Below are 22,678 nucleotides of genomic sequence, written 5' to 3'. Positions count from 1 at the left end.
ATCAATGAATTGTTCCCATAGAACATTTCGGAAACGGCATATTTAAGTGTCGTCAATTTTTAATGGTAATAGAATAGGGTTTCAAGAAGAAAATTGTAGACAGAGAGTCAACAGATTTACTCTACCTGATCAAAGTAATGGTCATATATTATCTTTCTAGCAGGCGTTATTATCAAGTGACCCCTGCTGGTTTAATTTTTAAGATCATAAATCTTGTAAACATAGAAATTTGTCCGATTAAACGACTAAAATCTTTAATCTGCTGTTTTTTCTGATACAGGATTAAAAACAAAGTATAAATATAACTGATAAAGTAGTTTTTTGATGGATTCTTGAATTTATCAGGAACTTTTGACTAGCCAAAAAGATTTACTGGATTTGAAAGTTGAATATCTGGTATTTTTGCTCCATTGTCGATACTTCCTTTTCTCATGCGAGATATCAAAATCGTGACAGTTCTGGGATGTTATTTTTTTTGGGATAAAAAATGAGTCTTCTTAACCGATAGTAGCATCTTTAGTTAATGATGATACAGATAGTCTTTTTTCTGGCAACGGTACTCAGGAAATATACTAGCTTTGATAGAATGGACAAAGCTGTTATGATTCTCAGAAGAGTGTCAAAAAATGCGATAATGGAATTATAATTCTAGGGAATAAATTAATTATTTCCGTTTAACTAAAAAATAAACATATTCATTTGGTTGTAGTTGCTAAATTTTAATTTGATTTAATTGATATATGTCAGATATTTTCGATAGTTAAAATTTGAGTAATTTTTATGTAAAACTCGGCATTTATTTTGATAAAAATATCTACTGTGTACTGCTATTTATCTATGAAATAATTAATCATATACGCTTTTATTCTTAATTCTGAAAATTCTATATTGGCTTGATAAATCATGAAAATTTCATCATAATTTTACTGCTTGTTTAGTCAATATTTATTTTAGTTTTTACCATGAATCAACTAATTTCCGCGATAAAGGTCAAAAATCTCAGATGTTATTATAATACCCAACAGATACTTGAAGATATATCAATTGATATTTACCAGAATAAAGTAACGGCAATTATTGGAACTAGTGGTTGTGGAAAGTCTACTTTTATTAAATGTCTTAATCGGATGATTGAATTAGAAGGAAAAGTACGGGTTGAGGGTAGGGTGGAATTTTATAATCAAAATATTTATGAGCGTCGGGTGAACTTAAATCGACTCCGCCGCCAAGTGAGTATGGTATTTCCTAAGCCGAATCTTTTCCCGATGAGTGTTTATGATAATGTGGCTTATGGAGTCAAAATATTGGGATGGCATCCTAAAGCAGAGTTAGATGCGATTGTGGAATATGCTATTAAGGATGCAGACCTATGGGACGAGGTGAAGAATAAATTGCATAGGTCGGCTTTAGACCTTTCTGGGGGTCAACAACAGCGACTATGTATTGCTCGTGCTTTAGCAGTGAAGCCACAAGTTATATTGATGGATGAGCCGTGTTTTGCTCTTGATTCTACTGCTAGTATGAAAGTTGAAAGTTTAATTCAAAGTCTGCGCTTCCGTTCAGAATTAACAATTGTGATTATTAGTCACAATTTACAGCAAGTTAAGAGGATGTCTGATTTCACAGCTTTTTTTGATAGTAATGAAAGTCGGGTTGGTGAAATGATAGAATTTGGGACGACAACAAAAATTTTTAGCAACCCTGTTGATATTCGTACTCGTAATTATATTTTTAGTAATTTAAATTGATATTTTTTTTGTATAAATGTTAAGTTTTTTAAAGTTTAGTAGTGGGTTTGTAGTTAATTTGATGACGACAGATATCGCTATAGTTGAGTTAAATTTAAAGTATTAGATTTAGGCAGGTTTACGATTATTAGTTGTTTTTCGCTAAATATAATATAGTATAAATTACCATCTCTGATGATGGTCTAAAGGCAGCTATCTTAATTGAATATATCAGCCTTCCAGGGGCGCGGTTGTCGTTCAGGCAAAATATATTGAGGCTGGAAGGGTTTTAAAATGTGTTTTTTAGGAAATGCTTTCTTCTCGACTCCCCACTATTTACTCCTTAGTCCCTGTATTTCTTAAGAGTTATGTCAAATGAAAAACGGTTGCTAACTACTTATGACTCTGAATTGATTACGCAACTGAGTATTGCTGTTTGTAATGAAATTCTGCCAATTTTAGATCAGCATCCTGAGTTGGTTGTTGTCAAGTACCAAAGTATTAACTGGAAACAAGCTCAATATCAATCTGCGCTGATAGCTGGATTAAATAAAAAAATTAGCAAGTTAGCAAATCATCAGATACTGATGCCGAAGATTAAAGAATATTTGCAACTTTTTCTAGTTCCGATTTTTTTTAATTCTCCAGTTTTTCATCATCTAGAAGTTGTTATTCGTGAATCAATTGCTAGACTAAATTTGGTTGAGTTAAATAGCCCAGATATTTGTCAGCCGCTAGCAGTATCAGAGAAGAGTAAAGTTTGTGTTGATTCTGGGGCGATCGCCATTTTACTCCTAGATGCAGAAAATTTGCAACTCAATAGTGAAATGGAGAAGTTTTTAACCACAGTTTCTAGCTATCCCCTACAAGTTAAGATTGCCTTTGCTAATTGGTCTAAGATGGGTAAACAAGATGTGGAATTACATCAGCGTGGTTACGAATTGATTCACGTTCCTGTTGGTAAGGATAATGCTGACGGTAAAATGATTGCTTTGGGTTCGTCAGTTCACGAACGTTATGCCAATGCTAAGGAAGTTATAGTTTGTTCGTCTGATAAAGTGATGACAAATCTGTGCAACCATCTTCAGCAAAATGGCTTAATTGTTTATCAGGCGATTAAAAAAGGGGATTTTCTGGTAGTATTGAATAGTGCCACAGGGAAACAAATTACCCAATTACCCAATTCTTCTGCTGAGATTCCGACTATTGAGCAATTTCTTCAACAAATCAAAGAGTTAATCAAAGCAGAGCAAGAAGAACATAAAATTTATTGGGTGAAACTTTCGAGTCTTTCTAAACTTTTTAAAAGTAAATATAATTTAACTATTAGTCAGGTAGTTTCTCAGCATTTACCTGGGAAAAAAGCTAGAGATATTTTTATTAACTATCCGGTTGATTTTGCTATTCACCAAGTTGATGCAACTTCAGAATTATATGTCACACTGTTTGAAATTAATCAGGAAGATACTTCATTAAGCGGTGGTAATAAGTCTGAATTATTGTCTGGGATTAATTCGTCGGCAGATTTGGAAAAAGCTCTCCAGGATATTATTAAGGAGTTAGTTCTGAAGGCTCCTGATAGCTATATTGATATTAGCCTTTTGGGTGGTGGATTTAATCAGATATATGGTAAACCGATAACTGAGCAAATCAAATCTTTAAAGTTGAATGGTAATTTTATTAAATTTTTGCAGTCCTGTAAATGTTTTAATTTGAAGCAAACTGATAAAGGATGGCAAGTTGCTTTACGACAGAAGCAGAAAACTCATTAGTTGCAGAATATCTGTAAAAAAGGGAATAATCGGTTTCAATCCCTGATAGGGATTATTTGTGGTTTCAACGCTTGGCTTTTGAAAAATAGAGAAAAGAAATTTTGTTTCAATCCCTGATAGGGATTATTTGTGGTTTCAACTTTGGTAGACCCTAGAATTATGTAATGTAAATTGTTTCAATCCCTGATAGGGATTATTTGTGGTTTCAACGCCCACATCTGGAAGCATTGATATATTTAGTTTTCAAGGTGCTGTTTCGTCAACCTAAAGTGAATATAGCCTTTCAGCGTTCGGGGTGTCAATAGACGGATAAAAAAAAATCCCTGAAAAGGTATTGCTGCAAGGGTTTGGGGATTTGCGTCAACCTCAATTTAAGTATGAGAGGGTTCAAAGCCAGACGAGGTATGGATTTCAGGCGTAAATTTTTCAATGTTCAAAAAAACACCTACTGGTTGACGCAAGTTGAACACACAAAAGTGATAGGAATACTTTTATTAAGAGTGCCTAGCCATAGACTAATTACCCTATTTACCCGTAATGAAGTGAGTGGTTGTGTTATGGATAGAGACTAAAATGTATTGAGAAAAATCCTGAGTGGAGGATTGAGTATGGTGGGGGTTATGGGAACTTTTGCACTAGACGCAAGCAAGGCTTGAGAAGATAAAACCTCTAGTTCTGTTGGATTATTTTACACTCAGCAAGTCATGCCTTTGATTAAAAAATCTCGGAGGTTTTAGACTTGAGAGTATCAAGGTAAGTTGTCAGTGTATTTGTTGTGATGTATGATTAACGAGTAAAAACTTGATAATGAGTGAAGTAGTAGAGATAAATCCATTACTTATTCATTATGATATATGATTAATGAGTAAAAACTTGATAATCTGGCGGAAAAGACAAAAACTACAGATAGGTAAGCTGTTGTGCTGGATTTTCAGGATTTATGAAAATTGATCACGTTCATTTCTATATAGAAGATGCTGTTGTTTGGCGGGATTGGTTTGTACACTACCTGGGGTTTACAGCAGTAGAGAGTAGTATCAGTTCGGTTGATACTTGTACGCAGGTAGTTAGTAATGGTGTTGTACGCTTTTTGTTGTCTTCAGCTTTATTACCGACGAGTCCGGTGGCTGAGTTTCTGCGCGAACATCCGCCTGGGGTAGCAGATTTGGCTTTTGCTGTGGAAGATGTGGAGGGGGCGATCTCACTGGCGGAAAGTTATGGTGCGAGAGTAATTGAACCGATTCAAGACAAACAGTTTGGTGATGTCTTTCGCAAGTGTGGCAAAATTGCGGCTTGGGGTGGGTTGACTCATACGTTGATTTCTAACTCAGGAGTGATTACTGATGATGCAGAAATCACAGATCATACTTTTACGGCTATAGATCACATTGTGCTGAATGTGGCGGTGGGTGAATTGGAGTCTGCTGTTGCTTGGTATGCGAAGATTCTGGATTTTCAACCGCAGCAAAGTTTTAAAATTCAAACTGACCGTTCTGCTTTATATAGTCAGGTGATGGTTTCTGGGAATGGTAGCGTACAATTACCGATTAATGAACCGGCTTCTCCCAATTCCCAAATTCAAGAGTTTCTGGATGTGAATCGGGGATCGGGAATCCAACACATTGCTTTGGCGACTCCGAATCTGATTGGTGCGATCGCCCAATTTCGTTCCCGTGGTTTATCTTTACTCTCGGTTCCCCAAACTTATTATTCACAGCTTCAACAGCGCCGTGGATTCCCGCTATCAATGGGAGAACTGGAGGCGATCGCCAAACAAGAAATTTTGGTGGATTGGAAAGAAAATGCTGAAAATGCCGTTCTACTCCAAATTTTTACTCAACCGATTTTTGGAGAACCCACTTTTTTCTTTGAGTTTATTGAACGCCGTTATCAAGCCAAAGGTTTTGGGGAAGGGAATTTCCGGGCTTTATTTGAAGCCATTGAAATGGAACAAATGAAACGCGGCACTTTGATATAACTAATTAGTCAAAAAATGAGATAATTGTTATAAAAGTTTACAAGTTTTGTTGATGCTGAGACTAATTACCGACTTTGACGGACCAATTATGGACGTATCTGAACGGTATTACCGTGTATATCAATTTTGTTTGGAGAATATCCGCAATCCTGAACAATCTGTGCAAGAACTGACCAAAGCCGAATTTTGGCAACTAAAGCGATCGCGGGTTCCGGAAAGAGAAATTGGAGTAAAATCTGGTTTAGATGCCACCCAAGCCCAAGAATTTGCCCAATTACGGCGAAAAATAGTACACACAGATACTTATTTTAAGTATGACCGCCTGATTCCTGGTGCTGTAGAGACACTGGTAAAAATTCAGCAAGCGGGAATTGACTTGGCGGTGATGACAATGCGTCGAGTTAGAGAATTAGATTATGCCTTGACAAAATACGATTTAGCCAAGTTTTTTCCAGAAAATCGCCGTTATTGCCTAGAAAACGACTATGTGAAAACTAGTGATGTTGAAGATAAACCCTTGTTGATGCAACGGGCTGTAAAAGAACTTCCGCCTGTAAGTGAGACTTGGATGGTGGGGGATACGGAAGCAGATATTGCGGCGGCGAAACAATATAATATTAAAATGATCGCTGTGGAATCGGGTATCCGCGATCGCACACAATTAGAAATTTATCAGCCAGACTTAATAGTTAAAGATTTGAGTACAGCAGTCAAACTCATCCTCGAATCTCAACCATTGGAAATTAGCTAAGACTAAGATAAGAGAAGCTTTACATTTCTTAACTATTTCAATTTATTAGCACCATGGCGAGAGACTTACGAGGATTCATTAAAATTCTGGAAGAAAAAGGACAATTGAAGCGAATTTCAGCTTTAGTTGACCCAGAATTAGAAATTGCAGAAATTTCCAACCGGATGCTGCAACAAGGTGGACCAGGATTAATATTTGAGAACGTCAAAGGTGCATCCTTCCCGGTAGCGGTGAACTTGATGGGAACCGTAGAAAGGATATGCTGGGCAATGAATATGCAGCATCCAGAGGAATTAGAGACTTTGGGTAAAAAGCTGAGTATGCTGCAACAACCAAAACCACCGAAAAAGATTTCCCAAGCCATAGATTTTGGGAAAGTGCTGTTTGATGTGGTGAAGGCTAAACCAGGAAGAGATTTTTTCCCGGCTTGTCAGCAGGTAGTAATTCAAGGAAATGACTTAGATCTAAATAAGTTACCGTTGATACGTCCTTATATTGGTGATGCTGGCAAGATTATCACCCTGGGATTGGTAATTACTAAGGATTGTGAGACGGGTACGCCGAATGTGGGTGTGTATCGTTTGCAACTGCAATCTCCAAATACCATGACTGTTCACTGGTTATCAGTGCGGGGTGGGGCGAGACATTTACGCAAAGCTGCGGAACATGGTAAAAAATTAGAAGTGGCGATCGCCCTGGGTGTAGATCCTCTAATTATTATGGCAGCTGCTACCCCCATTCCTGTAGACTTATCAGAATGGTTATTTGCCGGACTCTATGGCGGTTCCGGTGTCAACTTAGCCAAGTGTAAAACCGTAGATTTAGAAGTTCCCGCAGATTCAGAGTTTGTCTTAGAAGGGACAATTACACCGGGGGAAGTATTACCCGATGGACCCTTTGGTGATCACATGGGTTATTACGGCGGTGTGGAAGATTCCCCATTAGTGCGGTTCCACTGTATGACCCACCGCAAAGATCCCATTTATTTAACCACCTTTAGCGGTCGTCCACCCAAAGAAGAAGCAATGATGGCGATCGCCCTGAATCGGATCTATACTCCTATTCTGCGGCAACAAGTCTCCGAAATTGTGGATTTCTTCCTCCCAATGGAAGCTTTAAGTTACAAAGCAGCGATTATTTCCATTGATAAAGCATATCCTGGACAAGCGCGACGGGCAGCATTAGCATTTTGGAGTGCCTTACCCCAATTTACCTACACCAAATTTGTCATTGTCGTAGACAAAGATATAAACATTCGTGATCCCCGTCAAGTAGTGTGGGCGATTAGTTCCAAAGTTGATCCCAGCAGAGACGTATTTATTTTACCCAATACACCCTTCGACACCTTAGATTTTGCCAGCGAGAAAATTGGTCTAGGTGGAAGAATGGGAATTGATGCCACTACCAAAATACCACCGGAAACAGATCACGAATGGGGTTTACCCTTAGAATCCGATCCCGATATAGCCGCAATGGTAGACAAACGCTGGGCTGAGTATGGTTTAGCAGATTTAAACTTAGGGGAAGTAGATCCCAACTTATTCGGCTACGATATGCGGTAGAAATTATTAGTTCCCCCCTCGCCGGCTATGAGCTACGGTGTACACACAAGTGATCTGATCCCCCTAAATCCCCCTTAAAAAGGGGGACTTTAAGAAATTTCCCCCCTTCTGAAGGGGGGTTAGGGGGGATCGAAAGGCTGTTAGGCAACTTGATAAGACTTGTGTGTACACGATAGCCTCGCCCGCCAGGAGGGAGATTAGAGTTATTTTTTGGATTTATAGTGGAATTTGCGGAACTACCAAGCGTTGGAGTTTTTACGTTTATACAGTTCTCCTGTAAATGGCTGCACACCAATCACGGGATAAGCATCGTCACTGGGGCTAAAAATCCGCATCATAGCCTCAGAAATATACTGCATGACGCTGATGAATATATTTGAAATAGCCATATTGGACTCCTTGTTTGAGTCGTATTTAATTGTTCTCTAATCTTAGCGCAGATATTCTCAACTAGATTAAAATTGCAATGTATTGACAATATCTACAATAGTAGGACTTACGGAAAAATTACGGAATAATTAACCACAGAGACGCAGAGGACACAGAGAAATCAGGATTTGAGCGAGCTTTTGCGTAAGTTCTGAATAGTTCTTTGCTTATCTTTGTAATACTTGAGGGAATGCGTAAGTTTACGCTTTAATTTCTATAATAAGTTATTGAGCTAAATCTGAACACAGCCCAATTTTATCCTTTAATATTGGTTGAAATCACTATTAAGATATATTAAATATTAGCAGATTACTCCATGAATGTATTTTTTCTACCGGGGTAAATACCAAGAAATGAGTGATTTTATGGGTAAACTTGACATTATTTATAGTAAAATCTACCATAATAAAAGCAGCATTCTTTTAAGGACGCTCTTACATGGCAACTTTTCCAAACCGGGATGGCATCGGTAAATCAGAATTAACTCTGTGTGCGGACGATTACAGTCTACTTACGGATCTTTACCAGCTAACAATGGCGGCTTGTTATACAGGTGAAGGTGTAGAACAACGACGGGCTAATTTTGAATTATTTGTGAGACGCTTGCCAGAAAATTTCGGCTATTTAATCAGTATGGGGCTAGATCAGGTTTTGACCTATTTAGCAAACTTCCGCTTTAGTCCCACCCAAATACAGGCATTACAGGAGACAGGCATTTTTGCTCATGCTACGCCCAAGTTTTGGACACTGTTAGCTGAAGGGTGTTTCACTGGGGATGTTTGGGCAGTACCAGAAGGAACAGCCGTATTTGCTAATCAGCCATTATTGCGGGTGGAAGCACCTTTGTGGCAAGCCCAACTGGTGGAAACTTACTTACTAAATACGATTAATTATCAAACTTTAATCGCTACTAGGGCGGCACGTCTGCGTGATGTGGCGGGGGAGACAGCGACTCTGCTGGAATTTGGCACGAGAAGGGCATTTAGTCCCCAAGGTTCTTTGTGGGCGGCGCGGGCGGCTTTAGCTGGGGGTTTAAATGCTACCTCTAATGTGTTAGCAGCGTTACAACTGGGAGAACAGCCTAGTGGTACGATGGCTCACGCTTTAGTTATGGCACTATCAGCAATGACAGGTAGTGAAGAACAGGCTTTTACGGCTTTTCATCGCTATTTTCCCGGTGCGCCATTGTTAATTGATACTTATGATACTATGGCTGCGGCCGAGCATTTAGCCGCAAAAGTGAATGGTGGAGAAATGGAATTAGCTGGGGTGAGGTTGGATTCTGGAGATCTAGTCAGTTTGTCAAAACAAGTGCGATCGCTTCTTCCTGATGTATCAATTTTTGCTAGTGGCGATTTAGATGAATGGGAAATTGCCAGACTCCAGGCTGCTGGTGCAGAAATTGATGGCTATGGGCTGGGAACTCGACTAGTTACAGGTGCGCCTGTGAATGGAGTCTATAAATTGGTGGAAATAGATGGGATTCCAGTAATGAAACATTCTAGTAGTAAGGTGAGTTATCCCGGACGCAAGCAAATTTTTCGCTCTTTGGTAGGAGGTCAAGTCAAAACTGATACTTTAGCTTTAGCAGATGAAAGCAATATCTCAGGATCTCCTTTGTTGCAGTTGGTAGTCCAGAATGGTCAACCTTTGCATCCGCCAGCTAGTTTACAGGAAATTCGCCAACGCACTGCGGCTAGTGTGGCTAGTTTACCGGCGGAAACTCGCCGTTTAGATGCGCCTGTGGAGGTGGATGTGGCAATTTCTGCCCGGTTGCAGGAGTTGATTTTAAAGACGGAGAAAAGAACCGCAGAGGTAGTTCGTAATTCGTAGTTCGTAATTCGTAGTTCGTAATTCGTAATTCGTAGTTCGTAATTCGTACAGGACTTACGCAACAATTGCCAAAAATCTTGATTTATCGAACCGCCAAGCCGCCAAGAACGCCAAGAAAACGTAGATTATGCGTAAGTCCTGTCGTAATTCGTAGTTCGTAATTCGGACTGATTCTTCTTTGAAAATTGGGATAAATTATGAGAATTGCTTTGTTTGGTACGAGTGCAGATCCGCCGACGGCTGGACATGAGAAGATTATCAGGTGGTTGTCTGAGAATTATGATAGGGTAGCTGTTTGGGCGGCTGATAATCCGTTTAAGTCTCACCAAACGCCTTTGGAACATCGGGCGAGGATGTTGCAGTTGTTGATTACGGATATGGCTACGCCACGGCGTAATGTTGCTTTGGAACAGGATTTGAGTAGCTTCCGAACTTTGGAAACTGTGGAAAAAGCCCAGTCTCGTTGGGGTGGTAAGACTGAGTTGATTTTGGTGGTTGGTTCTGATTTATTACATCAGTTACCGCGCTGGTATATGATTAAAAGTTTGTTACAGCAAGTGCAACTGCTAATTGTGCCACGTCCAGGATATGCCATAGATGAGTATAGCTTGCAGACGGTGCAAAGTTTGGGCGGTCAAGTTGCGATCGCTAACTTAACTGGTATAGATGTTTCTTCCACCGCCTATCGTGAACATGGAGATACTGAAGCCCTGACTCCCCCCATTATCGCTTATATTCATCAAGAGCATTTGTACAAATGCCAGGACGCAACCACAAAAAGTTACCAACTCCGTTAAATAAACAACCTTGTGTCGAATCCGAGATGCAACATTTGGCAGATTTTAAAGTCGGTGTTGATAATGTTATTTTCTCTGTAGATACTGCCCAAAATCGGCTGCTAGTTCTTTTAGTCATGCGACAGCAGGAACCATTTTTAAATTCTTGGAGTCTTCCGGGTACTTTGGTGCGTCAAGGGGAATCTTTAGAAGATGCTGCTTATCGGATTATGGCGGAGAAAATTCGCGTGAATAATCTCTATTTAGAGCAATTATACACTTTTGGCGGACCCCACCGCGATCCACGAGAAGCTAATGATAGTTATGCTATCCGTTATCTATCAGTTAGTTACTTTGCTTTGGTGAGGTTTGAAGAAGCAGAATTAATTGCTGATAAAGTCTCTGGGATTGCTTGGTATCCAGTTAAAGATGTGCCGCAATTGGCCTTTGATCATAATCAGGTTTTGGCTTACGGACATAGACGTTTAAGAAATAAGTTAGAGTATAGTCCGGTGGCTTTTGATGTTTTACCCGCTACCTTTACTTTGAATGATTTATATCAGTTATACACTACAGTTTTAGGCGACAACTTTGCTGATTATTCTAACTTTCGGGCGCGTCTACTTAAGTTAGGTTTTTTGTCAGATACGGGAATTAAGGTATCACGGGGTGCTGGTCGTCCGGCGACTTTATATCGTTTTGATGCTGAAGCTTTTGCACCTTTTAAGGATAAGCCTTTGGTGTTTATTTAATATTTCTGGATGTAGCCGAATTATATCCGGAAGCAAACATTAGCGAAGTTTCTCTCCTTGAAAAGTAAAGCCGGAGTTTAGGGGAGTTTGCTCACTAAATACGATTAATTAGAAATAGGACTTACGCAACAATTGCCAAAAATCTTGATTTATCGTTCGCGTAGCGTGCGCGAAGCGCATACCGCCAAGCCGCCAAGAACGCCAAGAAAACGTAGATTTTGCGTAAGTCCTGAGAAATTGATGGGGTGTTATTTTACTTGTTTATTCTCTGCTATAAATATTCATGATGAAAATTGCGATCGCTCAACTTAATCCAACTATTGGTGACTTGTCTGGTAATGCTCAAAAAATTCTAGAAGCCGCCCAAGCTGCTGCTGCTAAAGGAGCGCGTTTATTATTAACACCAGAACTTTCTTTATGTGGCTATCCCCCCAGAGATTTATTACTAAATCCTAGTTTTATCTCAGGAATGGCGACGACTTTAAAAAAGCTAGCTACAGATTTACCGACGGATTTAGCTGTATTGGTAGGAACTGTTTCCCCAAATTTAAAAGCCCATAGCACTGGGGGTAAAAGTTTATTTAATAGTATCGCTCTGTTAGAAAATGGACAGGTAAAACAAATTTTTCATAAACGGCTTTTACCTACTTATGATGTCTTTGATGAAAATCGTTATTTTGAATCAGGTGTACAAGCTAGTTATTTCACCCTCGATAATATTGATATTGGGGTGACGATTTGCGAAGATCTATGGAATGATGAGGAATTTTTAGGTAAACGTAGTTATGCAGTTAATCCCATTGCTGATTTAGCAATTCTGCGTGTGGATGTAATTGTAAATTTATCCGCTTCACCTTACAGTGTCGGTAAGCAGCAGTATCGAGAATCTATGCTCAAACATAGTGCGGTGCGGTTTGCCCAACCAATTATTTATACTAATCAAGTCGGGGGAAATGACGATTTAATTTTTGATGGTCGCAGTTTTGCTTTGAATCGTCAAGGTGAAATTGTCTGTCGTGCGAATGGTTTTACCACTGATTTAGCGATAGTTGAATTTGATGAGGCGCAGCGAGATTTACTAGCGGCTGATATTGCACCGATACATGAATCAGAAGCAGAGGAAATTTGGCAAGCTTTGGTTTTGGGACTGCGCGACTATGCCCAGAAATGTGGTTTTTCTAAAGTGGTGCTGGGTTTAAGTGGGGGAATTGATTCGGCATTAGTAGCGGCGATCGCCTCTGCTGCTCTTGGTAACAAAAATGTCCTCGGTGTTCTTATGCCTTCTCCCTATAGTTCCGCCCATTCTGTCAGCGATGCTTTAGCATTAGGAGAAACGTTGGGGATTGAAACCAAGATTTTAAAGATTGGGGAATTAATGCAAGGGTTTGACCACACCTTAGCTGATTTATTTGTAGATACTGAATTTGGCATTGCTGAAGAGAATATTCAGTCCCGGATTCGAGGTAATTTATTAATGGCGATCGCCAATAAATTCGGTTATCTCTTACTATCCACCGGTAATAAATCAGAAATGGCAGTGGGTTACTGCACCCTTTACGGTGATATGAATGGCGGCTTGGCTGTCATTGCTGATGTTCCCAAAACCCGTGTTTATGCACTTTGTCATTGGTTAAATCGGGATACCGAAATCATCCCCCAAAATATTCTCACCAAACCCCCTAGCGCCGAACTCAAACCAGGACAAGTTGATCAAGATTCTCTCCCCGCCTACGAAATCTTAGACGACATCTTGCAACGCTTGATTCACAATCACCAATCAGCAGCCCAAATGGTGGACGCAGGACATGATCCGGTAATTGTCAATCGCATTATTCAAATGGTGGCGCGGGCTGAATTTAAACGCCGACAAGCACCCCCAGGATTAAAAATTACTGATCGCGCTTTTGGCACTGGTTGGCGAATGCCAATTGCTAGTAATTGGGCTGCTGTGAACAATGTCTATCAGACTAAAAACAGCCCTAAATCGTAGTCCTTGGTGGCGGGATTAAATTCCCTCATGCCTTGATAACTGATACTTCGACTACGCTCAGTACAAGTAACTGATAACTGATAACTGTTTACTGATTCACCCTCCTAATTCCCGCAACATCCCATCTATTCTGTTCACACTCAGGGAATCATTGCTGCGTTGATATAAGTTACGGGCTTTTTGCAGTAAGCTTTTGGCACGGGGAATTTGTCGTCTCTGTTTATACATCAAAGACATAAACTCATAAGTTTGGGCATTATTAGGGTCTAGTTTAATTGCTTCTCCGTAAGCCCAATTCGCTGCTGTAAAGTCTCCCAAACGGGCTTGAGTGACACCCAATCCCAAATAAGCATTTAAATTGTTACGGTTGAGTTGGATGGCACGACGGTAAGAATCTTTTGCGCCATTCGTGTCACCCAAATTCACTTTGATGTAACCGACAGCGTAATGAAAATCACTATTATTTCCATCAATGGCGATCGCCCGACGATAAGAAGCTAGTGCAGGTTGAAAATTTCCTAATTGGGCATAAAGATAGCCAATACCAGAATGAATTTTAGCATTCCTTGGCTCGATATTAGCAGCCTGTTGATAAATGGCGATCGCCCCATTATAGTCCTTAAGTGCCACCAGTTTCTTGCCTTCCTCAAACATCCTCTTTACTTGCGGGTTTGCGGTTTGCGCTATTAACACCTGAGCTTCAGCTACCATTGGAATGCTAACAGCACCAAATCCTAAGCTGAGAACGCCAATTATCAGTGATATACGTTTGTACATAGTAAACTTCCTAAAACTTTATGGGACTTTTTTTGTACATTAAAACAAAAATTTTCAAATTTGAAAACTTCTTGATTTACTTCACAGCCAATAAATTGTTAATTCAAATACTTTTTTACAGCAACAAACCTCCTGAATTTATATTAAATTCCAGATTGATTATTATAGAGTATTCAGTATATCTCAACAATGAATTTGTGGGAGGACAAAATGCCTGTTTTTAAGATTTTTTTCCCATAGAGTTCCTGCGAAACCAACAAAAGGTATCTGACCTTGCTATGATCCCATTAGAGAATATACGGATGCAGAAGAGGGAAACACACTTAACCTCAACCACAAATGTAATGACTTTGCTATTTACGGAGCTAATTTATGATTATCACAACAACTGATGTCATTCAAGGGGCGATAATTGAATCATATTTAGGGATTGTGACGGCGGAAGTCGTCTATGGTAGTAATTTCCTCCGCGATTTTTTTGCCGGTATTCGAGATATTATTGGTGGTCGGACTGGTAGCTATGAACGTTTATTTGAGGAGGGTCAACAAAAAGCAATAGAAGAATTAAAACAACGCGCCCAGCGTTTAGGAGCAGATGCTATCATTGGGATTCAATTTGATACTGGCACAATTAATGTTGATCAGAGCGGAGTTTTGTTAGTGATTACAGCCACAGGTACTGCTGTAAAAATGGGTTAACTAGTGAATGGTATGATCTTCATATTTAATAGGTAATGACTGCTCCTATTTTTTCATGAATATCAGCCTTATGCTTTGCGATAGAGACGTTATATATAACTAGGACTTACGCAAAAACTCTCTCAAACTCAGGTTTCTCTGTGTCTCTGTGGTATGCGGTTGGTGATACCTTATCTCTAATTTGTGCGTAAGTTCTAATAACGTCTCTAGATAAATTTAGATATAGCAACCGCCAAGGACGTTAGGACATAAACTGATCATAAAAGTTAGATACTGAAAGGCTTTTACCCTACTCCCTACTCCCTACTCCCCTGCTATAACTACCAAAACTAGATTGTGGAGAATCTCATATTTACCATTTTAAATATGCAGCTTCAATTCCTTGTTCCCGCTTGATTTTGGCATCCTTTTCAAACCAACTAATGACTTGTTGTGTTGTTAAATCTTCCATCGCCACACCGTATTCTTGGGCGATATACTTTAAAAGTTTCAGGGATGAAATTGTTAATCTGGTTAAAAACTTTTCGGGAGAAGCCAACAAAGCTGCATCAACTTGTGCTGACTCTTCTAATGTGAGAAATTGGGTTGTTGGTTGCTGCGGTGGTGTATCCATATAGTTAGTTTTAAACCTAGTTAAATATTGATTTATGGACAATAGATAATTATTGATTAGTAAAAAGCCTTACTACTCAAATATTAGCCATGATTTAAACTGAATGTGATTGTTCTGGTAGGGCTTGAATTAAATAGCCGCAACGATGTTCACCATTGATAATCCAATGAGTGCGCTCTACGTGACAATCTGGTAGCACCGCCGCAAACATTTCTAATTCATGACCGCAGATACTAGGGAAAGATTCGGCGACATTAGAAATGGCGCAGTTATGTTCCATGAAAATAAAGCTATCCTCTTGTGAGGATTCCACAGAGTGATACTCCGCCATGAATCCTTCTGCTTTTCTGAGATTAACTAAATTAGCTACACGCTCTTGCAGTGATCCGTTACCCAGGCGATCGCGGTATTCTTGAGCTTTACGCTCCCACTGTTTTTGTAAAATCGAGCTAACTTGGTCACGTCCTACAGTTTCGGCTAAAGTGTCCAGCAGCGACACCGCAAATTCACCATAGCGATCGCTTTGAGAATCATTTAAACTCCGTTGCAAGCGCGATCGTCCCCGACCACTTAACTTATATATATGTTGCGGCCGCCCCATCCCCACTTGTACAGACGTATACAAAACTAACTCATCCGTCTCCAAATCCTTCAAATGACGGCGAATTGCTTGCTTGCTCACATCTAAAACTTCCGCTAACTCAAAAGCCGTTGCTTGCGAGCGTTGAAGCAGATACTCCAGAATATCTTGCTTGGTTGAGGTCTGGTGAGTAATCTCCATTTTCTCTACAAGACGCTCCGCGAACGTCCCCCACAATTTTTTTTTCAGAAAATTTGACTTTAACAACATTCTTGTTGTTAATTTAGCGTAAAATGAAAATAAATTAAACAACGTATTTGTTGTTTTACTCCCCAACTCCTATTGTAACAGCCCTGTAACCACTAGGTCACACCCAAAGGGAAAAGGCTCAAACACAGCCCGTCTCCCATCCTTAAAGAGATTTTCGTAAACAGATTCCACAATTACTGTTCTGAACACAAGAGATTAATAACGATGAGTGCCACTGCCAAAACCTTAGTCAACCAACCCTACAAGTACGGCTTTATCACCGATATCGAAGCCGACACTATCCCCCGTGGACTAAATGAGGACGTTGTTCGCTTGATCTCCGCCAAGAAGAACGAGCCACAGTTCATGTTAGATTTTCGCCTCAGATGCTATCGTCAGTGGCTAAAAATGACAGAACCAACTTGGCCAAGTGTCAACTATCCCCCCATCGACTATCAAAATATTATCTACTACTCCGCCCCTAAAAAAAAGAAAGCCCAGCTTAACAGCTTAGATGAAGTAGATCCCACCCTCCTGGAAACCTTTGAAAAATTAGGTATTTCCCTATCAGAACAGAAGCGCCTCTCCAATGTCGCCGTAGATGCAATTTTCGATAGCGTTTCTGTCGCTACCACATTTAAAGAAAAACTCGCCGAAGATGGAGTTATCTTCTGCTCAATTTCCGAAGCTTTACAAGAACATCCCGAACTTGTCCGCAAGTACCTGGGTAGCGTCGTCCCCCCAGCAGACAATTATTTTGCAGCTCTTAACGGTGCTGTATTTAGTGATGGCTCATTTGTCTATATTCCTAAAGGCGTAAAATGCCCAATGGAACTATCGACATATTTCCGCATCAACTCCGGTGATACAGGACAGTTTGAACGGACTTTGATTGTCGCCGAAGAAGGTAGCTATGTTTCCTACCTCGAAGGTTGCACTGCGCCCATGTACGACAGCAACCAACTCCACGCAGCAGTGGTGGAACTAGTCGCCCTGGACAACGCCGAAATCAAATACTCCACAGTCCAAAACTGGTACGCCGGCGACGAAAAGGGTAAAGGTGGAATTTATAATTTCGTGACCAAACGTGGTTTGTGTCAAGGTGTAAATTCTAAAATTTCCTGGACTCAAGTAGAAACAGGTTCGGCCATTACTTGGAAGTATCCTAGCTGTGTATTAGTAGGTGATAATTCCGTAGGTGAATTTTACTCGGTGGCGCTGACAAATAATATGCAGCAAGCTGACACGGGAACAAAAATGATTCACGTTGGTAAAAATACTCGCAGCACGATTATTTCTAAGGGTATATCTGCGGGAAATTCTAGTAATAGTTATCGCGGTTTGGTGAAGGTGAATCCCACTGCTCAGGGCGCGAGAAATTATTCTCAGTGCGACTCAATGCTGATTGGCGATAATGCCCATGCTAATACTTTCCCTTATATTCAGGTGCAAAATAACTCTGGGAAGGTGGAGCATGAAGCCTCTACTTCTAAGATTGGGGAAGATCAATTATTTTACTTCGCTCAACGGGGTATTTCGCAGGAGGACGCTATTTCGATGATGATTAGCGGTTTCTGTAAGGATGTTTTTAATCAGCTACCTATGGAGTTTGCTGTGGAAGCTGATAAGTTGTTGAGTCTGAAGTTGGAAGGTAGTGTTGGGTAGTTGGTGTTAGAGGAACGAACCGCAAAGGGCGCAAAGTTAGCGAAGTTAAGAGAAGAGAAGGGAAGAGAAGAAAGAAGATGATTATTGAAAATAGTGATGTTGTGCTGTCGGTTAGGGATTTGACGGCTAGTGTTGATGGAACTCCGATTTTGAAGGGTTTGAATCTTGAGGTTCGCTCTGGGGAAGTTCATGCGATTATGGGACCGAATGGTTCTGGTAAGAGTACTTTTTCTAAGGTTCTGGCTGGACACCCTGCTTATGAGGTGACTGGTGGTGAGGTGATTTTCCAAGGTCAAAATTTATTGGAAATGGAACCGGAGGAACGTGCTAGAGCGGGTGTGTTTTTGGCTTTTCAATATCCGTTGGAAATTCCCGGTGTAAGTAATTTGGATTTTTTACGGGTGGCTTACAATTCTCGCCGCAAGGCTCAGGGTTTGGAGGAGTTGGATGCTTTCGATTTTGATGATTTGATTGAGGAAAGGTTGGATGTGGTGAAGATGAATCCTTCTTTCTTGAATCGCAGTCTGAATGAGGGTTTTTCTGGTGGTGAGAAGAAGCGCAATGAAATTTTGCAAATGGCTCTGCTAGAACCAAAGTTGGGTATTCTGGATGAGACTGATTCCGGTTTGGATATTGATGCTCTGAGAATTGTGGCTGATGGTGTGAATCAATTGGCTAATCCAGACAATGCCACAATTATGATTACTCACTATCAACGATTACTTGATTATATTGTGCCGGATTTTGTCCATGTCATGGCTCATGGTCGCATTCTTACTAGTGGTGGTAAGGATTTGGCGCTGGAATTGGAAGAGCGCGGTTATGAATGGGTTTTGGAAGCTGCTGAGGTGGGTGTGTAATGACTATGCAAGTTTCTCCTAATCCGGTGACTGAATCTACTACTCTGTTGGATAATGATGATTATTTGATTGGGTTATTAAGTGAGGTAATTCTCTCGAAAACTGCAAATTCTTTGCTGGAATTACGCCAAGATGCTGCTGCTAGAGTTCGTCATTCTACTCTCCCCAATACTCGTAATGAGGAATGGCGTTTTACTGATTTGTCGGCGCTGCGTCAGGTGCAGTTTCATCTGGACAGAGAGTTACAATCAGTTGATATCTCGTCTTTGATTTTACCGGAGGCTGTTAACAGTCGTTTGGTGTTTGTGAATGGTGTTTATACGCCGGATTTATCTGCTGTTGAAGATTTACCTTCTGGTTTGGTGGTAGGTAATTTGGCGGGTTTTTCTGAGTCTCAGCAGCAGAATTTTCAACCATATCTGGCTCAAGCTGAGGGTTCACAGGAGGTTTTTACTGCTCTCAATACTGCGGGTATCTCTGATGCGGCGGTGATTTGGGTGGAAAAAAATGTGATTGTAGAAACCCCTATTCATCTGTTGTTTGTGAATAGTGCTGGGGAGAAGGCGACGATTTCTCAGCCCCGGTGTTTGGTGGTGGCTCAGTCTGGTGCTAGTGTGACTGTGGTGGAAGAGTTTATTAACCACAGAGGCGCAGAGGACGCAGAGGGGGTTTATTTCACTAATGCGGTGACGGAAGTTTGGCTGGGTGAAAATTCTCAGGTGAATCATACGCGGGTGGCGCGGGAAGGTGCAGAGGCTTTTCATATTGGGAAGACTGCTGTGACTCAAGCTCGTGATAGTCGCTATACTTGTCATGCTTTGACTTTTGGCGGTCGGTTATCGCGCCACAATTTGGAGGTTTGGCAAACTGGTGAGCAAACTGAAACGACTCTCAACGGTTTGACGATGATTTCTGAGAAACAAGTGGGTGATACTCATAGTGCGATCGCACTGAATCATCCCCATAGTACCAGCAAACAATTACATAAGTGTATTGTAGGCGATCGCGCCCATGCAGTTTTCAATGGCAAGGTTTTTGTACCGAAACCCGCACAGTTAACAAATGCAGGTCAGTTAAATCGCAATTTGCTACTATCACCAAAGGCGAGAGTTGATACTAAGCCCCAGTTGGAAATTACCGCCGACAACGTAAAATGCGCTCATGGTGCTACCGTTAGTCAGTTAGAAGATGATGAAATCTTTTATCTCCAAAGTCGGGGAATTAATGAAAATGATGCCCGTAAGTTGTTAATTAATGCTTTCGCTGCGGAAATCATCAACCAAATCCCACTCCAATCTCTCCAAGAAATCTTATTAAACACAGTCAATAGTCTCAAGTCTGCGACTAATCACTAATATTTCCTTAATGCTACAAACCCCCAGATTTATCTGGGGAATCAATCCCAAATCCTAAATCCTCAAACCTATAGATTTATCTGTGGAGTCAATCCAAAATCTAAAATCTAAAATCTAAAATTGCTTGACTAATAACCCATGACTTTCACCTCTACCAAAACCCTAGCAGATCAAGTTCGCGCTGACTTCCCTATTTTGCATCAGGAAGTTAACGGAAAGCCTTTGGTTTATCTAGATAATGCGGCTACTTCCCAAAAACCCCTGTTCGTCTTAAATGCTTTACGGGATTATTACACACAATATAATTCTAATGTCCATCGTGGCGCTCACGCTCTCAGCGCCAAAGCTACAGATGCTTACGAAGGTGCGCGAGATAAAGTCGCTAAATTTATTAATGCTGCGTCACGTCAGGAAATTATCTATACCCGCAACGCCAGTGAAGCCATTAATCTAGTAGCTTACAGCTGGGGAATGAACAATTTGCAACCAGGAGATGAAATTATTCTCTCGGTAATGGAACACCACAGTAATATTGTTCCTTGGCAATTTGTCTCACAAAAAACCGGGGCGGTGTTAAAGTTTGTCCAATTGACACCAGAAGGTAGTTTTGATTTAGAACAGTTTAAAAACCTGATCTCAGAGAAAACAAAATTGGTTGCAGTCAGCCATATTTCTAATACCTTGGGTTGTATTAATCCAGTAGCAGAAATTGGAGAAATTGCTCACAGATACGCTGCAAAATTCTTAGTTGATGCTTGTCAAAGTGTACCCCATACCCCTGTCGATGTCCAACAAATTAACTGTGATTGGTTAGTTGCTTCCGGTCATAAAATGTGCGCCCCCACTGGCATCGGGTTTTTATATGGTAAATTGGAAATCTTGGAATCTATGCCGCCATTTTTAGGTGGTGGTGAAATGATTGCCGATGTCTATTTAGACCATTCCACCTATGCAGAATTACCTCATAAATTTGAAGCCGGTACACCTGCAATTGCGGAGGCGATCGCACTAGGCGCAGCAGTAGATTATCTTACTAACATAGGTATGGATAAAATCCACGCCTACGAAGCCGAACTCACCGCCTATTTATTCCACCAACTAGCGCAAATACCCCAAATTCAAATTTACGGACCCCAACCCAACGCCCAAGGGGAAGGGAGAGCCGCTTTAGCTGCATTTACCGCCGCAGATGTCCACCCCAACGACTTATCCACATTATTAGATCAAGAAGGTGTCGCCATTCGGTCTGGTCACCATTGTACTCATCCCTTACACCGTTATTTAGGTTTACCGGGAACCGCAAGGGTAAGTTTATCTTTCTATAACACCCACGCCGAAATCGATATTTTTATCAAAGCTCTGAAAGAAACCCTGGACTTTTTTGCTGGGTTCCGAGATTAAATCTCAGGTGGGTAATTCCCACCTTTTTTATTGGGTGCTGCAAAACAGAAGTAGTCGGGTAGCAGCGCCAACAGAATATACAGATGGGGACTGGGTTCAGATCCTTCTTGACATCTGCTATAATTATTGGCTCTTACTTAAGTTAGATTTTTTTATTAATTGTCTTATGCTAAGATTTTATACATAATTCTTGAACTAATATATTGTACCCTTACCTCTAACACATCAATAAAAGAGCCATTAGCCAGTACACAACAACTAAATTAAATGATTAGGAAAGGGGTTTAATGAGAAGTGGAAAGCCCAAATATGCTGAACTACCTAAAGTAATCAGCTTTCTCAATCCCTCTAAACTAGTAGTCTGTCAACTCAAAAATGATGGGTGAACAAATTAAATCTGTCCATTTTTCTTCTTCCTGAGCGCTCTTTGTGTCCTTTATGGTATGTGCTTCATTCACCCTGGGCTTAAAGTCAAGCTTTCCCTTTAGCGATACATTCCTTTATTAGTCAATTAATTTTTAACAGACCACTAAAGTATTGAGAGCAATCAGTAAAAACCCTAATTAACGATGAATCGACCCATAAAACCCGACTCAACCGTACAGGTTAAAAAAAAACATTATTAAATAGACTTGTCTTAAATAAGAGATCAAAATCACAAAAACCCTTTAAATTACTGCCAAGTTTCTCAATTGTTAGCCTTTTTTCATTTGCCCTGGCCATTGGCTGGCTCACTACTTTCTATTATCAGCAGGCTATACAAAACTTAGTCAATACTAAGGAGGAGAATAATGTCATCCTCACTAAACTGCTGGCGAGGACTCTCTGGCCAGAGTATGGGTTATTTCTTACCTCTACTCAAAACTTGAGTGATGAAGCGCTAGTGGCAGACCCTAGAATTAGTCAGAT

At 40.5% G+C, this 22,678-nt stretch carries 18 protein-coding genes; 14 read left to right on the top strand and 4 right to left on the bottom strand.

Annotated features, from left to right (window positions below; translation table 11 throughout):
* The first annotated feature begins 962 nt into the window (after positions 1 to 962).
* The 5 genes from VB620_RS08800 to VB620_RS08780 all read left to right on the top strand — a co-directional run bounded on the left by VB620_RS08800 (position 963) and on the right by VB620_RS08780 (position 7,790).
* A complete protein-coding gene (locus VB620_RS08800; protein ID WP_323195768.1) occupies positions 963 to 1,748 on the top strand; it encodes a phosphate ABC transporter ATP-binding protein in 786 nt (261 codons plus the stop codon).
* 347 nt (positions 1,749 to 2,095) lie between these two features.
* Complete coding sequence (locus VB620_RS08795; RefSeq protein WP_323195767.1) at positions 2,096 to 3,499, top strand: NYN domain-containing protein; 1,404 nt, start codon at positions 2,096 to 2,098, stop codon at positions 3,497 to 3,499.
* A gap of 940 nt (positions 3,500 to 4,439) precedes the next feature.
* Entirely contained in the window at positions 4,440 to 5,477 is a 1,038-nt protein-coding gene (gene hppD / locus VB620_RS08790; RefSeq protein WP_323195766.1) for a 4-hydroxyphenylpyruvate dioxygenase, read from the top strand.
* Between the two features lie 52 nt (positions 5,478 to 5,529).
* A complete protein-coding gene (locus VB620_RS08785) occupies positions 5,530 to 6,228 on the top strand; it encodes an HAD family hydrolase (protein WP_323195765.1) in 699 nt (232 codons plus the stop codon).
* Between the two features lie 53 nt (positions 6,229 to 6,281).
* A complete protein-coding gene (locus VB620_RS08780; RefSeq protein WP_323195764.1) occupies positions 6,282 to 7,790 on the top strand; it encodes a UbiD family decarboxylase in 1,509 nt (502 codons plus the stop codon).
* Positions 7,791 to 8,026: 236 nt separating this feature from the next.
* Here VB620_RS08780 and VB620_RS08775 read toward each other — a convergent pair whose 3' ends face one another.
* The gene (locus VB620_RS08775) at positions 8,027 to 8,179 is read right to left on the bottom strand and encodes a nicotinate phosphoribosyltransferase (RefSeq protein ID WP_323195763.1); all 153 of its coding nucleotides are present in this window, start codon (positions 8,177 to 8,179) and stop codon (positions 8,027 to 8,029) included.
* Between the two features lie 478 nt (positions 8,180 to 8,657).
* Here VB620_RS08775 and VB620_RS08770 point away from each other — a divergent pair, with 478 nt between their 5' ends.
* The 4 genes from VB620_RS08770 (at position 8,658) to VB620_RS08755 (ending at position 13,570) form a co-directional block, all read left to right on the top strand.
* Positions 8,658 to 10,052, top strand: a complete 1,395-nt coding sequence (locus VB620_RS08770) for a nicotinate phosphoribosyltransferase (protein WP_323195762.1) — start codon at positions 8,658 to 8,660, stop codon at positions 10,050 to 10,052.
* 197 nt (positions 10,053 to 10,249) lie between these two features.
* Positions 10,250 to 10,849, top strand: coding sequence for a nicotinate-nucleotide adenylyltransferase (locus tag VB620_RS08765; RefSeq protein WP_323195761.1), 600 nt, complete (start codon positions 10,250 to 10,252; stop codon positions 10,847 to 10,849).
* Entirely contained in the window at positions 10,810 to 11,580 is a 771-nt protein-coding gene (locus VB620_RS08760; RefSeq protein WP_323195760.1) for an NUDIX hydrolase, read from the top strand. The genes VB620_RS08765 and VB620_RS08760 overlap by 40 nt, the downstream gene beginning before the upstream one ends.
* Before the next feature lie 286 nt (positions 11,581 to 11,866).
* On the top strand, positions 11,867 to 13,570 hold the full coding sequence (locus tag VB620_RS08755) for an NAD+ synthase (RefSeq protein WP_323195837.1): 1,704 nt from the start codon (positions 11,867 to 11,869) through the stop codon (positions 13,568 to 13,570).
* Positions 13,571 to 13,666: 96 nt separating this feature from the next.
* Here the strand turns inward: VB620_RS08755 and VB620_RS08750 are convergent, their stop codons facing one another.
* The gene (locus VB620_RS08750; RefSeq protein WP_323195759.1) at positions 13,667 to 14,347 is read right to left on the bottom strand and encodes a tetratricopeptide repeat protein; all 681 of its coding nucleotides are present in this window, start codon (positions 14,345 to 14,347) and stop codon (positions 13,667 to 13,669) included.
* Between the two features lie 372 nt (positions 14,348 to 14,719).
* Here VB620_RS08750 and VB620_RS08745 point away from each other — a divergent pair, with 372 nt between their 5' ends.
* On the top strand, positions 14,720 to 15,046 hold the full coding sequence (locus VB620_RS08745; protein ID WP_323195758.1) for a YbjQ family protein: 327 nt from the start codon (positions 14,720 to 14,722) through the stop codon (positions 15,044 to 15,046).
* A gap of 352 nt (positions 15,047 to 15,398) precedes the next feature.
* Here VB620_RS08745 and VB620_RS08740 read toward each other — a convergent pair whose 3' ends face one another.
* Together VB620_RS08740 and sufR are read right to left on the bottom strand one after the other, a co-directional pair.
* Positions 15,399 to 15,659, bottom strand: a complete 261-nt coding sequence (locus VB620_RS08740; RefSeq protein WP_323195757.1) for a hypothetical protein — start codon at positions 15,657 to 15,659, stop codon at positions 15,399 to 15,401.
* 94 nt (positions 15,660 to 15,753) lie between these two features.
* The gene (gene sufR, locus VB620_RS08735; RefSeq protein ID WP_323195756.1) at positions 15,754 to 16,440 is read right to left on the bottom strand and encodes an iron-sulfur cluster biosynthesis transcriptional regulator SufR; all 687 of its coding nucleotides are present in this window, start codon (positions 16,438 to 16,440) and stop codon (positions 15,754 to 15,756) included.
* Positions 16,441 to 16,713: 273 nt separating this feature from the next.
* Between sufR and sufB the strand changes: the two genes are divergently transcribed.
* The 4 genes from sufB (at position 16,714) to VB620_RS08715 (ending at position 21,769) form a co-directional block, all read left to right on the top strand.
* On the top strand, positions 16,714 to 18,153 hold the full coding sequence (gene sufB, locus VB620_RS08730; RefSeq protein ID WP_323195755.1) for a Fe-S cluster assembly protein SufB: 1,440 nt from the start codon (positions 16,714 to 16,716) through the stop codon (positions 18,151 to 18,153).
* A 77-nt stretch (positions 18,154 to 18,230) separates the two neighbouring features.
* A complete protein-coding gene (sufC, locus tag VB620_RS08725) occupies positions 18,231 to 19,013 on the top strand; it encodes a Fe-S cluster assembly ATPase SufC (protein WP_323195754.1) in 783 nt (260 codons plus the stop codon).
* Positions 19,013 to 20,368, top strand: a complete 1,356-nt coding sequence (gene sufD / locus VB620_RS08720; RefSeq protein ID WP_323195753.1) for a Fe-S cluster assembly protein SufD — start codon at positions 19,013 to 19,015, stop codon at positions 20,366 to 20,368. Before sufC ends, sufD begins: the two co-directional genes overlap by 1 nt.
* 138 nt (positions 20,369 to 20,506) lie before the next feature.
* The gene (locus VB620_RS08715; RefSeq protein ID WP_323195752.1) at positions 20,507 to 21,769 is read left to right on the top strand and encodes a SufS family cysteine desulfurase; all 1,263 of its coding nucleotides are present in this window, start codon (positions 20,507 to 20,509) and stop codon (positions 21,767 to 21,769) included.
* Positions 21,770 to 22,678: the final 909 nt, after the last annotated feature.

Source organism: Nodularia harveyana UHCC-0300 (assembly GCF_034931085.1).
Lineage (GTDB): Bacteria > Cyanobacteriota > Cyanobacteriia > Cyanobacteriales > Nostocaceae > Nodularia > Nodularia harveyana.
The sequence above is the reverse complement of the archived record's forward strand: the minus strand, read 5'-3'. Positions and strand labels throughout refer to the sequence as shown.

Excerpts from the sequence above, each read along its gene's own strand:
- sufR (WP_323195756.1), bottom strand. The coding sequence starts at position 16,440 with ATGGAGATTACTCACCAGACCTCAACCAAGCAAGATATTCTGGAGTAT.
- VB620_RS08760 (WP_323195760.1), top strand. The coding sequence starts at position 10,810 with ATGCCAGGACGCAACCACAAAAAGTTACCAACTCCGTTAAATAAACAA.
- VB620_RS08750 (WP_323195759.1), bottom strand. The coding sequence starts at position 14,347 with ATGTACAAACGTATATCACTGATAATTGGCGTTCTCAGCTTAGGATTT.
- VB620_RS08780 (WP_323195764.1), top strand. The coding sequence starts at position 6,282 with ATGGCGAGAGACTTACGAGGATTCATTAAAATTCTGGAAGAAAAAGGA.
- VB620_RS08740 (WP_323195757.1), bottom strand. The coding sequence starts at position 15,659 with ATGGATACACCACCGCAGCAACCAACAACCCAATTTCTCACATTAGAA.
- VB620_RS08800 (WP_323195768.1), top strand. The coding sequence starts at position 963 with ATGAATCAACTAATTTCCGCGATAAAGGTCAAAAATCTCAGATGTTAT.
- VB620_RS08765 (WP_323195761.1), top strand. The coding sequence starts at position 10,250 with ATGAGAATTGCTTTGTTTGGTACGAGTGCAGATCCGCCGACGGCTGGA.
- VB620_RS08745 (WP_323195758.1), top strand. The coding sequence starts at position 14,720 with ATGATTATCACAACAACTGATGTCATTCAAGGGGCGATAATTGAATCA.
- VB620_RS08795 (WP_323195767.1), top strand. The coding sequence starts at position 2,096 with ATGTCAAATGAAAAACGGTTGCTAACTACTTATGACTCTGAATTGATT.
- sufC (WP_323195754.1), top strand. The coding sequence starts at position 18,231 with ATGATTATTGAAAATAGTGATGTTGTGCTGTCGGTTAGGGATTTGACG.
- hppD (WP_323195766.1), top strand. The coding sequence starts at position 4,440 with ATGAAAATTGATCACGTTCATTTCTATATAGAAGATGCTGTTGTTTGG.
- VB620_RS08715 (WP_323195752.1), top strand. The coding sequence starts at position 20,507 with ATGACTTTCACCTCTACCAAAACCCTAGCAGATCAAGTTCGCGCTGAC.
- VB620_RS08785 (WP_323195765.1), top strand. The coding sequence starts at position 5,530 with ATGCTGAGACTAATTACCGACTTTGACGGACCAATTATGGACGTATCT.
- sufD (WP_323195753.1), top strand. The coding sequence starts at position 19,013 with ATGACTATGCAAGTTTCTCCTAATCCGGTGACTGAATCTACTACTCTG.
- VB620_RS08770 (WP_323195762.1), top strand. The coding sequence starts at position 8,658 with ATGGCAACTTTTCCAAACCGGGATGGCATCGGTAAATCAGAATTAACT.
- VB620_RS08755 (WP_323195837.1), top strand. The coding sequence starts at position 11,867 with ATGAAAATTGCGATCGCTCAACTTAATCCAACTATTGGTGACTTGTCT.
- sufB (WP_323195755.1), top strand. The coding sequence starts at position 16,714 with ATGAGTGCCACTGCCAAAACCTTAGTCAACCAACCCTACAAGTACGGC.
- VB620_RS08775 (WP_323195763.1), bottom strand. The coding sequence starts at position 8,179 with ATGGCTATTTCAAATATATTCATCAGCGTCATGCAGTATATTTCTGAG.